The sequence below is a fragment of the Microcoleus sp. FACHB-1515 genome (assembly GCF_014696105.1).
Classification (GTDB): Bacteria; Cyanobacteriota; Cyanobacteriia; order Elainellales; family Elainellaceae; genus JAAUTJ01.
In genome coordinates this window covers 65,643-79,444 of record NZ_JACJPO010000078.1, presented here as the reverse complement: position 1 = coordinate 79,444, position 13,802 = coordinate 65,643, and the positions used below count along the sequence as shown (strand labels likewise).

Genomic DNA, 13,802 nt, shown 5'->3' with positions numbered 1-13,802 from the left:
TTTGAGCAATTCGTCTAAAAGTTCAGGGGAAAAGGTCATGGGTTTAAGGTCTCTGCTTCAGTAGTTCATTAGATCTTATTTCTGACCCTTGACACAAACGATTTTACAAACCCCACTATTTCTACAAACGCGCTCAGCTAGCGGATAATATGGCGGCTTCAGGTTCTCCTGTCGATGCATATACACTTGCAACAGCATCTCTTGATGCACTTGCCGAGATTTGGTTTAATGACTTCCCTGATGTTAAACAAAAACTGGAAAGTGAACTAGGTGGTGGCGTTCCATCCTCTATTCGGTTAGCTCGACTTCTAAAGACATTTGTTTCAAATGATCCTCGTGTTAGCAAAGTTGCTGTTATATGCTTTGCAGAGGATTGGAAGTACTATCGCCCACAAGATGCTCATATTGCTGATCAACTTCTCAGTAAACGTTTGAGCGACAATCTTAATGAGTTTCTTAGATCCCATGAGTTGCCCAAGTCATACCTGGATGTGTCGCGTGATGAACTTGTTCAAGAGTGTCCAGACCTCGCAACTCGCCGTGATCTTTTTGATTTGCTAGAAGAATATGAATATGGTTCTCTACTTTACACTTTTTACCGTTGTCCTCTAGTCCATCTTGCTACTGGCTCAAGGCGTACACATGGGTTTACACGTGGAGAAGAAATTATGTACTACTGGTCATCTCATGACGATGGCAGAATTACAATAAGCTTCGGTCCTAATCTTGTTACTCGTTGGTTACGTAATGCAGCTAGTGGGTATGTTCAAAATTGTCAAAAAGAAGGTATTGTTCCTGCCGATGATCTTGATGCTGGAACTAGCCAAGAGGAACGCTTTAAAAGACGATGGAATCGGCTCACCTAGTCCAAAATGAAAGCAGGCTAACAATTCAAATGCAGAGAACGGTCGAAAGCCAATGGTGCTGAGTTCGAGGTCATCTGCCACCGCTGATTTGAGCCGTTATCTCTCAAGACTAAGCCCTTTCAGACTTGTCTCAAATTGCTGGACAAACATCAGTTTCCGAATCCAATGACGAGACAAAAGTTATCAATCACGCTTCACAAGCTTTTTGAACGGAATTGAACAACTTGTGCCACCACTAATCAGTCGGCAAAGATAAAGATAATGGCACTCAATTGTCGAGTCGCTGATCAATATCGGGGTTGACAATCTGTGAAGCTAAGGGCTTCGCTATCGAGAAAGCTGGCAAGCGCCATCTCCAACACTGCCTCGATCGGATATTCAATCTCAGCAGCCCGTCTTTCAAATGCCTCCCGGATCAAAGTAGGCAACGCTGCCAACATCATTTGAGCCGCAACTGGATTGAGATGCTCGATTGTTTCCGGTTCAAGCGTCGGTTGCTGCATGACTATTCTCTCGTGAGGATGCGGGCATTAAAGGGTGGCGCACTCGATCGCAAGGATGATTCGCTCTAGCTCTGATGATAACGCTCGCCACTGCATGAAATCGAGTGGATAGGTTGCGATAGCGACATCTCGATGGTCGATCGTCAGCTAACCAAGACCAGGTCAGGGCTTTATGCCCACCTCGAAACCGTTCCTTAATATCCTGCGCTTTTCCCACATACAGCAGTGTGAATCACCCAGCCGCAGACATCAACTGCTGAAGGCGTTCTGGTTCCTCACCTAGCCAGTCTGGATGTTGAGCTGTGCCATCGAAAATCGAGGAGGTTTTGAACGGCTCATACTCACCTCGCGCTCCGGCCTGTGCAGTTTTGCCAAGCAGCGCTTGCACCTGCGTGTCGCCCATCGGCGCAAAGGTTCGCACCGCTTCAAACGCCTGATCGAGAAATTCCAGACTATCCATACCCGTAATCACAACCGAGGTCGGCAGATTCAGCGCATAGTGCAGACATTCGATCGGAGTGGCTGTGTTCGATCGCAGCAAAATCCCATTCGCCATACTTTTCATACCCAGAATGCCAATGTTGCGCTTGACCAGTTCCGGCACAACCAGCTTGGCGAAGCTGCGGTAGTGAGCATCCATCACGTTCAGCGGCATCTGAACAGTATCGAACTTGAAGCCAAACTGGTCTGCCACTTCCAGCATGTGCAGGTGTATGTACGGGTCTTTGTGTCCAGTGAAGCCGATGTAGCGCACCTTTCCTGCTTGCTGTGCTTCCAAGATGGCGGCATGAGCGCCTTCAGGATCGAAGATGCGGTGCGGGTCTTCAAAGCGCAAGATTTCGTGATATTGCACCAGGTCAACGTGATCGACCTGCAAGCGATCGAGCGACTCATCAAGCTGTTTGGCCGCTGCTTGTTTCGATCGCCCATCGATTTTGGTCATCAAAAATACTTTGTCGCGATAGCCGTTGCGGAGCGCTTTCCCCATGCGAATCTCGCTGGCTCCACCGTTGTAGTCCCAGCAGTTGTCCATGAAGGTGATGCCGCGATCGATCGCCGTGTGAACAATGCGAGTTGCCAGTTGCTCATCGACATGCTTCAAACTCAGATGCCAGCCTCCCAAGCCGATCGCGGAAACTTGCTCGCCCGTGCTGCCAAGTTCGCGATAGAGCATTTCTGAGTTTGATGGATTTCCAGTCATGTTGATCTCCCTAATACAGCAGAAGGTGGTCCCACGGCGATGAGCGTCAACTTCGATCGCGTCTGTTTGCAATCGTCTACTGCGGCTGAGCGCTCACTTGCGATCGTCCAACAACCAAGCAAACAGCAACTTTGAACGCCTCTCATCCTAGAGAAGCAAGTATGCGATTGCGTCTTCCTCGTGAAAGAGACCAACGACGTATTACACGGTTAAAGTTCTTGGTGGAAGAAAATATTTCAGCCCTGTTTTTCTGCCACTCAATGAAATAGCCCTACGATCGTCACAAGCACGACGGCAGAGAACTGGGCTGATATTGAACTTGGTATGTGCCTGGTAAATGCCGATTCAAAATGTGGACATGACCATCGGCGTCATTGCGACTGCGAAAGCGAGCAATCACACTAGCCTGACCTTGATGCACTCGAATCACGCACCAAGGCTGGATAAAGTCAGCATAGGTAGAGGAAGCCATACGAGTCGAGAATGGAAGGTTAGATTTATGGTTAGGGTGCAAAAAACCAGCCATGCATCGGTGAGACTTGCACCCTAACCACTGAAGTAAGCAGGATTGAGTTTGAGAAGGATAGACGGAGTCGATCGCCCTTCATCCCACACAGCGCAAAGTTGGAAGAACAAAGCCGCCTCAAATCCTGCAAAGTCCACTTGCTGGTTGACGCGCAGCAGCGAGGAGCGATCGAGCAATGGTTAGGGTGCAAACTTCTACTGAAAACTGCTGCTTATTTTGCACCCTAACCACAAAGCAACGTTGAACGACGCTCGACGGTCAGCGATCGCATTGCAGAGACGAGTTTGTAGCGAGATCGGGCTGAGTGGAAATGAAGCTGGTGGGTGGGCAGGGCAAAAAAATTCACTGCTACCCAATTCGAGTAGCAGTGATCCCCACGTCGGCGTGGGGATGGAAATTAATCTTCTTCGCGCTCGCGTTTACGGGCGATGCGCTGCGATCGCAGCTTCCGTTGCTGGTTGAACTGGTGTCGCACATCTTCCTCGGTTTTGAAGCCGAGTGCGGCAGCCAGTTGAATCAGTTCCTTCAGCGCTAGATCGCTGTAGTCCTTGCGGAAGCGATCGTTGAAGCTTTGCCAGTTGAAGGTTTTGTGCAGCGCAGCAGCTTTGGACTGCCGCTGCAATCCAATTCCGTTTCTTACCACTTCCAGATACATTCCCTTGCGGCGCTCGTTGAGCGGCGTGATTTGTTCGAGAAGCTTTTGCGCTTTGCCGCTGAGTTCGATTTCCTCGAAGTCATCGCCTTCATCACCAAAGTCTTCGTCCCCCAAGTCCATTTCTTCAAGGTCTTCAAGATCGAGATCTTCGTCTTCGACAACGGCGGGCTTGGTCGATCGAGCGCGAGTTCCATTGCGAGTAGCCATTTGATTTCTCCCTAAAATTGTTAACTTGGGTAAGCCACAAAAGCAGCTTCGACAGAAGCAAATTCAACTTTTTCTTAAATTCAAAGTTGAGTTAAATTACTTCAAGTCAAATGCTCTTTTGCAACTCAAAAATGCCGCTTCGACAGAAGCAATTCGCGCTTCAAGGCGCAAGTTCAATTCTTCTTTTTTCTTCGTTATCAAAACGGGTGGGTGGGATGGCTTCGGTGTGATTTCAGCAGAAGGTCATCTCAAATAGAATCTGGTGAAAAGAGCAGTAGATTTCATACAGATCTTGAACCGATCGCACCCGTTCAAAATGCGCGATCGCAAACTGCACCAGACGATCGCATTCGATCGCTTCGATTGGAATTAGTTCTCCGTCGAGACATAGCAGCGTGGGTGCAGCCGCAACTTCCGCAGCGGCAGACGGATAGTTGTGGGTCGCAGGCTGAGTGAGTCGTTGGGACTTGAGCAACAGCAGCACGACCGATCGAATTTGGTGCTGTTGCCGGACGGTGTAGAGTTTCTGGGATGGCGCTTCAGCCGCAGTCGGTTGAATGAGCGCGATCGGACGATCGAGCGGGTCGAGACTGGCAAGAACCATGATGAACCTTCTGAGTGACAAGAAAAAGCGCCCCGCAGCCGTAGCATTGGGGCGCGGGTTGGGGTAGGACAGCGATCGCGCTTCAACCTGCAAATCAGGCGCAGTCGATCGCGGCAGGATTATTCATCGTCTAGATCGTCATCCTCAAAGTCTTCGTCGTCGAGGTCGTCTTCATCGAGATCGGTGTCGTCTTCGTCCCCTTCCTCAATCAGGTCGTCGCCGAGTGCAACGGCCTCATCGTCATCGAGGTCTTCATCGTCATCACCGTCTTCGTCTTCACCAAAGAAGCTGGTGTCTTTGGTGTTAGAGCCAGAGTTGTTCTTTTTGTCCCACGACTCCTTGTTGATGCGAACCAAGTCTTGAACGCCCTGAGCCGGGTTGTCGCTGACTTCGTAGCTAAACAGGGCAGCAACGATCGCCATCACCACGCAGCCGTACTTCGGCTTTTCCGCTTTGCCAAATAGCGCGGCAAATTCCGTTGTGTTCCAGGTTTGCCAAACAAACTCAGGCACTTTGCGGTTCTCATCTGCGGCAGCGCGAACTGCGGCGGAAATCGCATTGCCCAACACGTCTCGCAGGGCGTAGTAGCACTTTTTGCGGGTGGCAGGATTGTCTTTTGCCAGTTTGACTTTGTACTTTTTGGCGACCGCGTTGGTCAGTTTTGCGGCGATCGCTTCGGCAGCTTGGAGGGCGGCTGCGATCGAGTCTTCGCTGTCTGTCGTGGAGGTTGCGATCGAGTCAGCATCGGTTTGACGACGCTTGCTACTCACTGTTGCGGCTTGATCAACGGATTTGGCAGCAGGCTGACCGTTTGCAGTGGCGGCAGCAGAGCGGGCAGTGCGAACGGAGCGCGTCCGAGTTGAATTCGATGTTGCCATGTAGAAGGAAGAATCTTGGGAAAAACAAATCAAGATTCAAATCCCAACCCTCGATAGAGGGGCGTGAGGGTTGGGTGGGAGGCAAGGGCAACGTGTCTAGAATTTTGCATCTAACGGTGAAATTGTACGGCTGCAAGTAGCCTTTGCAATGTGCCAAGATCTTTTGAAAACCCGCTCCAAGCGAATTGTTAAAAGGATGTATTCTGTGCATAAAATTGTGTTCCCAAAAATAAAGGAGGGCAAACAGCATTTCTTAGTACTGTTTGCCCTCCTTTATCAAACTGTCTAGCTTTGAAGCTTAACCCTTATCCGAAGATGGCAATTGGGGCGGAACTGCTACATTTATGCGGAAGAAGGGAAGCGAGAACTGGGCCTGAGTTTTGACAAGAACATCGTTCACAGTGTTTTTTGCTCTAAGCTCTCGTCCAGAAAGCTCGTTTCTCAAATGCAAACGATTGACTCTCGTTTGGTTGTCCTGAAGAAATTCTGAGTAACCTGGATGCTGCTGCAACTCATTTACCTGCAACACATGATGATTCAACTCATTTTGCCGCTTTTTTACAGAATCACCCCAAAAAGGACAAGCTTTCTTAGCGTTCCAGAATGTTTGCCAGCTTTGGCTATCAAGATCATCAAAACGTTTCTGAACTGGACGACTCATAACTCTCTCCTTCGAGTGATAGTTTTTCCGTCCTGGAGTCTGCAAAGTCTCAATCGTCTTTCATGTAGCACCCACATTACAAATGTAGTTTATCTCAAGTTTCCTTCTTCTGGCGCTATTCCGAAGGGCAGACTTTTAGTTCAAAGAAAGATGTCCAATCTAGATCACTTAGCAGTACAACAAGTAGCACTTCAGAACTGCCTAACGACCTGCTTCCCCCACTACTACTGACCTTTCGTTCTCAACCAACTATCTTGATACGCTTGGTGAGCAAGCTAAAAATCAACGCCTGCTGTACTGCCAAATAAACCAACTACTTTTTTAGCATCAGACGGCTACCTAATTTAGAAGGTACTACCACATCTCTTCCAGCATTGTAGTGGCTATTCATATTTTGTCCAAACTGAACCATAGCTGCTCATTGCACCCAATCTTTCTGAAAAACCGAACGTTTCACCAATTTGCTATTTCCTTCCCGCCAACCCGTATCCTTACATCATAAGTAACCATCAAAGAGCGAAATAAGAATTCACAATCTACTCCTTCAAAACTAAAGAAGTGTTCTATCTTTTCGCTTGGAAACATTCGGGTTCTTCTGCTTAAAATTTTTTGTCCATCAATATGTAATGTGAACACATGTTCAAGATTTAGGCTTTGATCGTCTGTAAATACAATTACATGCCACGAAGATAGGTAAAATTCAACCATCCATTCGTGCCCAATAAAAATGAATCTATGGCTTGGTCGTACATCTCTAATAATTCTTTTTTCTCCTCCTGAGTCAATTACTATGTCACCTCCTGCATTGTATTGATTATTCACATTTTGTTTGGACTGGTCATATTGACTCATTGCACCTACCTCAGAGGTTTCACTGTCAAAGAAGATTCACGATCAGCTGAATTACTTCATTAAGAGCCGTTACCAATCCACCTACAGCAGTTACGTCTTCAAGTAAAGATTTAGCATTCTTCAAATGTTCTATAACACTTTTTTTATCTGGGTTTGGCTTCTTCGACTGCTGAATTGCTTTGCTCATTTGATAATCAGCATCGGTAAAAACTTCGGCATCAATAACTTCAGCTTCAGAAGCTTTTGATAGCTCAGACTTAAGCTTCTCTAACTCATCAACAAGCTGCATTTGATTCTGAACAGAACCAATATTGATGTTACCCGCAGCGTTATACTGATAATTTACATGCTGACCACGCTGATCAAAAATCGCCATTTTTACTGCCTCTTTCATAATAGAGATATACATTACTCTACCTATGCTGCTAGTTTATTTCATATTTTTGCAACATGGCGAAGAGACTCTAAAAATTTACCAAGCAGATGAGCAGACGTACTATTAGGCATACCATACATTCTTCTCTCACTCATGCAGCAGCGTTTCAAGAAACTGCTCGATCGATAACCCCCTCCCACAACACAACCGCTCACACAAAACCAACTGTTTGAAACAACGCTCCACGCTAAGCGGATGTCAGCCCCTTCAAAGCATCGCCCCTCAACAACTACTCATCATCCGGGAAAGGCTGTGATTCGATCGCCAGTCGCTCCGTCAGCGGCAGATCAAACTGACTTGCCAGTTGATCTAGCCCATCAATGACGCGGGTTGGAGTCCGAACGGCCAAGCGCTCATAGCAGCGGATGCGATCGTCCGGTTGTGCTTGAAAAGCTACGATCGCCCGCTTGAGCGGATCAATACAGGGATACACTGCCTCCGCCTTCTCGATCGATCGCTGCGGAAAATGGGTGTGCCGCCTCAGCATCGCCAGATCAATCAAATCTCTAGAATGAGTTGCACTCTCTGCCCAGCGATCGCTATTTGCCAGCAGCTTCTCGGCGACTTGATCCACCACGCTCAAGCAGGGCACAGGCGACCAAGCCGGATAGCTCGGTGCATCCAGGGCAATTCGCCCTTCAGCCATAATTTCGAGCTTGAGGATCAGCGCGTCGATCGTAACGGCCATCCGCACCCCGTCGCGATCGGTTTGCAGCTCACGGGGCAACCCCACCGTTCCAACAGGGCGATCAAAGAGCGCCTCCACCCCTTCGTCATACACCGCTCGTCGGAGTCTGGAAAAATCTGCTCCGTAAGCACACAAAAAATCAATGTCACGGCTCAGACGATACTCGCCGTAGCACAGTGTCAGCAATGTTCCCCCGCCAAAGTAGGCATTGCAGGCTTCAAACAGGCTCGGCTTGAGCGATCGCAGCACCTGAAGAATCTGATTGTGTACAGGCATCTCAAACATGGAAGCAAGCCAAGATTGATGTTTCGTGGCGATCGATTGAACAAACTGGCGTTCTACTTCGCTGAAGGGGGCGAGTCGATCGCGGTATCGCCAGTTGCGCTCATAGAGTTGTAGCAACTCAATTTCTGCAAGCTGGTCAATATTTGGCACTTCCCCTTGCCAGCAGATCGAGCGCAGAAACGGCAGTTCACTAATCGGTGGCTGTAAATTCATCTTCTTGTTTTCTTTGCCGTTGCCAACGCGATCGTGCCTTTCACCTCCACCTTACCCGACCTGTCATCGCGGCCAGCTTGAACGCGCTCAACCCAATCTTCGTATGAGGAAATCAGTGCTTGACCGAGATGATTGGACTCGACTGAAGATGACAACCCTTCACACTCGATCGCCATTTCAGCGTCACATACAAACGGTGGAAATAGAAGCAGCAATTTTGGCAATGAATCATGAACTGGAGTGCACAGTGGCGATCGCTTGTCGAAACCCACACGCCGATCGTTGGCCTGGAACTGTCGAGGAGCGATCGCATCGAAGTCTGGGCAGCCGTTTATGCTTGGGCACAGCCACGATCGCTGCCCGTGTACCTGTGGAATCCGGGTGATGAACGGCTGCATGAAGTGAATATGCAGTTCGGGCAGATGCGGCTTTTTCCGACCTCGCGATCGATCGGCTCAGACGTATTCGCCACACTGTTAGCCGATCCGCAACCGGGAGTTTTTCTGATCGAAGGCAGCTTGGGAAATGAGCTAACGTTGCGGCAGACCTATCAGATTCTCGATGCCTACAACCAAATTCGCTGGAGCAACGTGCAACAGCACTGGATATTGCTAGAGCGCTACATTCAGCTTCCGATCGACTTGCAGCCGTTTGTCCCCGTCATTACGGTGCCGCTGCCTGAACCCGCCGTGCTGGAAGAACGAGTGCAGCGCTTTTGTCAGCAGCACAGTCATCTCCCTGAAGCTGCTGTGCCCACTGCCCAAGCGATGCTAGTGCGAGCCTGCCAGGGATTACCAATGGGTGAACTCGATGTAGTGCTAGAGCGGTTCGCAGCGCCAGCCGAACACTTGCTCGACCTGAGCGATCGCCTGCTGCACTACAAGATCTCGAAGCTGCAAGGTCGAGGCATCGAGTATTTTGCTGAACCAGATGTCCCTGCTGCGGGAGGATTTGAGCAGCTTGACGCGCATCTCGATCGCGTTGCCGCCCTGCTTGATCCTGCCGCCGCCCGTTACGGACTGCGAGTGCCACGCGGCATGATTTTGTGGGGGCCACCGGGAACGGGCAAATCTTTGAGTGCAAAGCTGGCGGCTAAGAAGTTGGGCGTTCCCTTGCTAGCAGTAGATTGGGGCGCGATTTTAGGAGCTAGACAGCCAGACTTGGCGCTGCGCGAACTGCTCGATCTGGCGGCGGCGATGGCTCCGATCGTGCTGTTTTGGGATGATTTCGAGAAAGGCTTTTCCGGCTGGGACTCCAATCAAGATGGTGGCGTGGCGCGACGACTATCGGGAAAGCTGCTGATTTGGATGCAGGAACAGAAGGCGGCAATTTTTATGGTGGCAACCGTCAACCGCTTGGCAATGCTGCCGCCGGAACTGACGCGCCGCTTCGACGACGTATTTTTCTGCGACCTGCCCCACGCAGGCGGACGCTACGAGATTTTCAATCTCCACCTTGCCAAGTATTTTCCCGCCTTTCGATCGCCCCACACTGCTCCTTGGAGCGATGAGCAGTGGCGCGTGTTGCTGCGCGACTACAGCCTGTGTACGCCTGCGGAGATCGCAGTGGCGATCGAACGTGCCGCAAATGAAGTGTACTACCAGCACTACCAGCGCCAAGAGCAGCCGGAAGAACTCGCCCTCAGTTGGCAACTGCTCCATGCCCAGTTGCGATCGTTCACGCCCGCGATGGAGCGTGAAGAAGGCCAGATGATTGAGATTCGCAACAACGCTGCCCTGGCAAGACCAGCAGCGGGAGCGGATCGATCGCGCTTTGCCGTTCCAGAACAAGAACTGTTTGGCGAGTGACGAAAGTGCTGTACTGCTAGGCCGCCCAGCTTGTGCCGATTTTCACTTCCACCTGCACAGGAACCGGATGCAGCAGCGGTCGAGCAGGCGCAATCATGCAGCGGCGCAGCAGCTTGGAGACAAGTTGCGCTTCCGCTTTGGGGCATTCAACCACGATTTCGTCATGCACCAGGCAAATGATGCGAGCCTGCATCCGGCGGCGAGCGATCGCGCTTGCCAGCCGAATTGCCGCCAGCTTCAAGATGTCAGCGTTGAGACCTTGTACCGGAGTATTGAACAGTTCATTTAAGCGGGGGCGATCGCGCCAGCGGCGACGACGACCTGTGAGGGTGCGAATTTCTTTTAGGCCGCGAGCGTAAACGGTACGGCGAATCTGCTCGTGCCAGCGGCGGATACCGGGGTACGCCTGGAAGAAGGAGCGGATGAACGATCGCGCCTCAGTCATCGTCAGGCTGACGCCATATTTGGTTTCAGCGTAAGCTTGCAGCTTGGCCGCACTCATGCCGTAGATCAAGCCGAAGTTGAGAGCTTTAGCAAGCTGACGAAGCTGGTCGCGCTGCGGGTGAGTCAGCAGTTGAGCGATCGACTGCTGGGTAATCAAAGCTGCCGTAACCAGGTGAATGTCTTGTCCTTGCCCATAGGCTTGTCGCAGTTGACGATCGCGGCTGAGCTTGGCGACAATGCGAAGCTCAATTTGGCTGTAGTCACCTTTGACAATGCACCAGCCTGGTTCAGTGACAAAGCAGGCTCGCGCCGATCGATCACGAGGAATCGTTTGCAAGGGCGGATGCTTGCAGGTGATGCGCCCCGATCGAGCGCCGTACTGATACCAGTTGGGATGCAAGCGTCCGGTTGTCGGGTGAATCTGCGTTTGCAGCGTCGTGTTGAAAATGCCAGCAGTTTTCAGAGTGCGACGGTAGTCCAAGATGGCGCGAACGATCGGGTAGTCGTCAGCTAGAGGCACGAGTGCTTTTTGGCTGGTGCTGGTGACCGGAAGGCCCACAGCTCGAAGAGCCGCAAGCAGTTGGGTGGGCGAGTTGGGATTGACAGTATCGGTGAGTTCAGGCACGAGGGAAAGCTGAAGCTTGTCGGCGCGACGCAACGTGTTAATCACCGCGATCGCTCCGGCTTGCTGCACGGCAAGCGCGGCATTCAGACGATCCCAGCATTGCAGGTCAAGCTTCATCCCCGTCCATTCCATCTGAGCAACGATCGGGATGCAGGGAAATTCGATGTCGCGGGCAACCTGCCACAGCCCTGCTTGACGCAACCGCTGCTCTAGGCAGGGCTGCAAGTCGAGTTCGACACGAGCATCGAGTGCGCCGTACTCAATTTGAGTGCGACTCAAACTTGTCGCGCCAAAGTTGCTGCGCTGCATTCTTTTATCAAGCCGCTGCTTGAGCAGTCGGGCAACGACTGCCGCCAGCGACGCTTTTCGCTTCAGCCCTGCATTCCACACCTTGAAGGCAAGATGCGTGTCAAACAAGGGGCCGCGCAAATACAGTCCAATGCGCCGGAGCATTTGAATCTCAAACTTGAGCAGATGACCAATCTTGAGGGCGCGATTTCCCAAAAGTTGCTGGACAGGCTGCAACTGACCTCCAGTAATTTTGAACAGGTCGATCACAATCACAGGCTGGTCGGGAGCGGCAATCTGCAACAGGCGGGGGCGATCGCAGTGGGGATCAAGCCCGGTTGTTTCCGTATCAATGCCCAGCCGATCGCTGCTATGAAGTGGGGCAAGTGCCGATTCGAGGTCAGTCGCTCGATCGATGTAGCGGTAGCTAAAATCCGAGGGACGGTAAAGCGGAAGAACGCGAGACATAAAGGTGAAAGGGGCAAAGGCGATCGAAATGCTGCATGGTTAGGGTGCAATCTAGAACGAGCATCAGCCAGTTCTTTGCACCCTAACCATCAATTGCGCTGGCGCGATCGCGCCTGGGTCGATTGACTATCACCAACGAAGCTTCAACCGTGACCGGGCGCGACGTGTGCCAGAAAACTTCGAGCGGTAGCGGTTTCACTTTCGCTCCGGTCGATCGCAAGAAGCGACGAAACCGTGTGGCGCGAGGACAAGCGCGATTTTCGATCGAGCGACTAACAACACTTACCAGCCGCCCGCCAGGAGCGAGATAGTGTTCGTAGCAGTGCTGAATGTGAATTAAATCAACGCCTCGTTCCTGCCAGGAAGTAGAAAAGGGCGGGTTCATGACGATGCGATCGTAGCGGTGCGGCGGGCTAGTGCGGAGGCAGTCTCGCCCAACCAGGCGAAATCCAAGCTGAAACAGCAACTGTCGCAGCAGCAGGTCACGCTCGATTACCTGCACGGTTGCACCCGCTTGGCGCAGGGCGATTGCCAAATCTCCCATTCCTGCTGAGGGTTCTAGAATTGTCATTCCTGGCTCAAGGCGAGCAGCACGAAGCATCGGAGCAATCAGAGCAGACGAACTGGGAAACCAGCCGAATGCAGGATTGTTGAGAATTTCGATCGCAAGGGAATGTAAATGGGGCTGAGGCTGAATGTGAAGAGGAATCATGTGCAAATAACTGACCTCCTTTGTCCCAAATCTGGGAGACTCATCGACAAGCAAGCAGTTGAAACCTGCTTGCCCAGCGGTCTCGCTGAACAATAAAAAATTACGCAATGCAGCGATTTGTACTAGCAAAAAATTAGTTTTAGGAGCGATTGTGTTTCTGGCTAAACGCCACTACAAAACTGCATCCTTTTTGTTTCGACCAGACCTAGAAGAAAAGCTCGTGAAGGCTTTCAATCTTCACAGGGGTTCTCTGCAATGTCAGTGTCCTCAAGATGGCAACTGCCCCAGCCCAAATTGTCGGCCAGCCATTCCTCGATCATCGAGGCCACCATTTGATCAGCCAGCCGCGAATCGACGGTCGCCAAGGTCAAGTAATCTTGATCGCTCACTGGAACGATCGCCGTCATCGTCTGATCGCTACCACTGAGCGTCAGGATGACTCTTAGCTGTTTCATTTTTCTTAATCACCTGCCAAGCAGCTTCAGCGTGATTCTTACAAACTTTTGCAAGGAATTTCAAGCAATAGCGCTCAAATACTTTGTTTGAGTGCAAAAACCTAGGCAGTTGTGCTTTGGATTTTAGCAGTAGCGACGGTGAGGGTTAGCGGATTAATCGCTTCAAGCTTTATCACCTTTTTCCTGCTCGATCGCACTCAGGGCATCCTCAACCAGTTGCCTTAGTTTCTGCGCCATCGATAGCTTGCTCCAAAGTGGATTGCTCGCATGAGCTTTATCGATGCGATCGCGTAAGCCCTCAATATCAACGTTAATTCGGTCTGCCACAGTGCTGCTACGTCTTACACAGTTACCATCCATAGCTTACTCCTAGACACTCTCCACAGCTTAAGACGGATTAATTCAATCTAAACCATATTGTATTTGT

18 protein-coding genes are annotated in these 13,802 nt (G+C 50.8%); 2 read left to right on the top strand and 16 right to left on the bottom strand.

What is annotated here, in order from left to right:
• The first annotated feature begins 149 nt into the window (after positions 1–149).
• On the top strand, positions 150–866 hold the full coding sequence (locus H6F67_RS26260; protein ID WP_190769614.1) for a hypothetical protein: 717 nt from the start codon (positions 150–152) through the stop codon (positions 864–866).
• 287 nt (positions 867–1,153) lie between these two features.
• Here the strand turns inward: H6F67_RS26260 and H6F67_RS26255 are convergent, their stop codons facing one another.
• The 12 genes from H6F67_RS26255 to H6F67_RS26200 all read right to left on the bottom strand — a co-directional run bounded on the left by H6F67_RS26255 (position 1,154) and on the right by H6F67_RS26200 (position 8,790).
• Entirely contained in the window at positions 1,154–1,369 is a 216-nt protein-coding gene (locus H6F67_RS26255) for a hypothetical protein (RefSeq protein ID WP_190769613.1), read from the bottom strand.
• Between the two features lie 232 nt (positions 1,370–1,601).
• Entirely contained in the window at positions 1,602–2,570 is a 969-nt protein-coding gene (locus H6F67_RS26250) for an aldo/keto reductase (protein WP_190769612.1), read from the bottom strand.
• 280 nt (positions 2,571–2,850) lie between these two features.
• Complete coding sequence (locus H6F67_RS26245; protein ID WP_190769611.1) at positions 2,851–3,042, bottom strand: hypothetical protein; 192 nt, start codon at positions 3,040–3,042, stop codon at positions 2,851–2,853.
• Positions 3,043–3,116: 74 nt separating this feature from the next.
• Positions 3,117–3,272: a hypothetical protein gene (locus H6F67_RS26240; RefSeq protein WP_190769610.1), complete on the bottom strand. Its 156-nt coding sequence runs from the start codon at positions 3,270–3,272 to the stop codon at positions 3,117–3,119.
• Between the two features lie 221 nt (positions 3,273–3,493).
• The gene (locus H6F67_RS26235; RefSeq protein WP_190769609.1) at positions 3,494–3,958 is read right to left on the bottom strand and encodes a hypothetical protein; all 465 of its coding nucleotides are present in this window, start codon (positions 3,956–3,958) and stop codon (positions 3,494–3,496) included.
• 232 nt (positions 3,959–4,190) lie between these two features.
• Positions 4,191–4,562: a hypothetical protein gene (locus tag H6F67_RS26230; RefSeq protein ID WP_190769608.1), complete on the bottom strand. Its 372-nt coding sequence runs from the start codon at positions 4,560–4,562 to the stop codon at positions 4,191–4,193.
• 119 nt (positions 4,563–4,681) lie between these two features.
• Positions 4,682–5,440, bottom strand: coding sequence for a hypothetical protein (locus H6F67_RS26225; RefSeq protein ID WP_190769607.1), 759 nt, complete (start codon positions 5,438–5,440; stop codon positions 4,682–4,684).
• Between the two features lie 298 nt (positions 5,441–5,738).
• Positions 5,739–6,101 (bottom strand): hypothetical protein, encoded by a 363-nt coding sequence (locus tag H6F67_RS26220; RefSeq protein WP_190769606.1) that lies wholly within the window; start codon positions 6,099–6,101, stop codon positions 5,739–5,741.
• A gap of 453 nt (positions 6,102–6,554) precedes the next feature.
• Positions 6,555–6,953: a hypothetical protein gene (locus H6F67_RS26215; RefSeq protein WP_190769605.1), complete on the bottom strand. Its 399-nt coding sequence runs from the start codon at positions 6,951–6,953 to the stop codon at positions 6,555–6,557.
• A gap of 25 nt (positions 6,954–6,978) precedes the next feature.
• Complete coding sequence (locus H6F67_RS26210; protein ID WP_190769604.1) at positions 6,979–7,362, bottom strand: hypothetical protein; 384 nt, start codon at positions 7,360–7,362, stop codon at positions 6,979–6,981.
• Positions 7,363–7,618: 256 nt separating this feature from the next.
• Positions 7,619–8,575, bottom strand: coding sequence for a nucleotidyl transferase AbiEii/AbiGii toxin family protein (locus H6F67_RS26205; RefSeq protein ID WP_190769603.1), 957 nt, complete (start codon positions 8,573–8,575; stop codon positions 7,619–7,621).
• Positions 8,572–8,790 (bottom strand): hypothetical protein, encoded by a 219-nt coding sequence (locus tag H6F67_RS26200; protein ID WP_190769602.1) that lies wholly within the window; start codon positions 8,788–8,790, stop codon positions 8,572–8,574. Before H6F67_RS26200 ends, H6F67_RS26205 begins: the two co-directional genes overlap by 4 nt.
• A gap of 15 nt (positions 8,791–8,805) precedes the next feature.
• Here H6F67_RS26200 and H6F67_RS26195 point away from each other — a divergent pair, with 15 nt between their 5' ends.
• Complete coding sequence (locus H6F67_RS26195) at positions 8,806–10,383, top strand: ATP-binding protein (RefSeq protein ID WP_190769601.1); 1,578 nt, start codon at positions 8,806–8,808, stop codon at positions 10,381–10,383.
• A 16-nt stretch (positions 10,384–10,399) separates the two neighbouring features.
• On the opposite strand, the gene H6F67_RS26190 is transcribed toward H6F67_RS26195, so the two are convergent.
• The 4 genes from H6F67_RS26190 to H6F67_RS26175 all read right to left on the bottom strand — a co-directional run bounded on the left by H6F67_RS26190 (position 10,400) and on the right by H6F67_RS26175 (position 13,735).
• Positions 10,400–12,208, bottom strand: coding sequence for a DNA polymerase (locus H6F67_RS26190; RefSeq protein ID WP_190769600.1), 1,809 nt, complete (start codon positions 12,206–12,208; stop codon positions 10,400–10,402).
• A gap of 82 nt (positions 12,209–12,290) precedes the next feature.
• A complete protein-coding gene (locus tag H6F67_RS26185) occupies positions 12,291–12,920 on the bottom strand; it encodes a methyltransferase (RefSeq protein WP_190769599.1) in 630 nt (209 codons plus the stop codon).
• A gap of 230 nt (positions 12,921–13,150) precedes the next feature.
• Entirely contained in the window at positions 13,151–13,375 is a 225-nt protein-coding gene (locus tag H6F67_RS26180; protein ID WP_190769598.1) for a hypothetical protein, read from the bottom strand.
• 162 nt (positions 13,376–13,537) lie between these two features.
• Positions 13,538–13,735 carry a hypothetical protein gene (locus tag H6F67_RS26175; RefSeq protein ID WP_190769617.1) on the bottom strand — a complete coding sequence of 66 codons (198 nt, stop codon included), beginning with the start codon at positions 13,733–13,735 and terminating at the stop codon, positions 13,538–13,540.
• Positions 13,736–13,802: the final 67 nt, after the last annotated feature.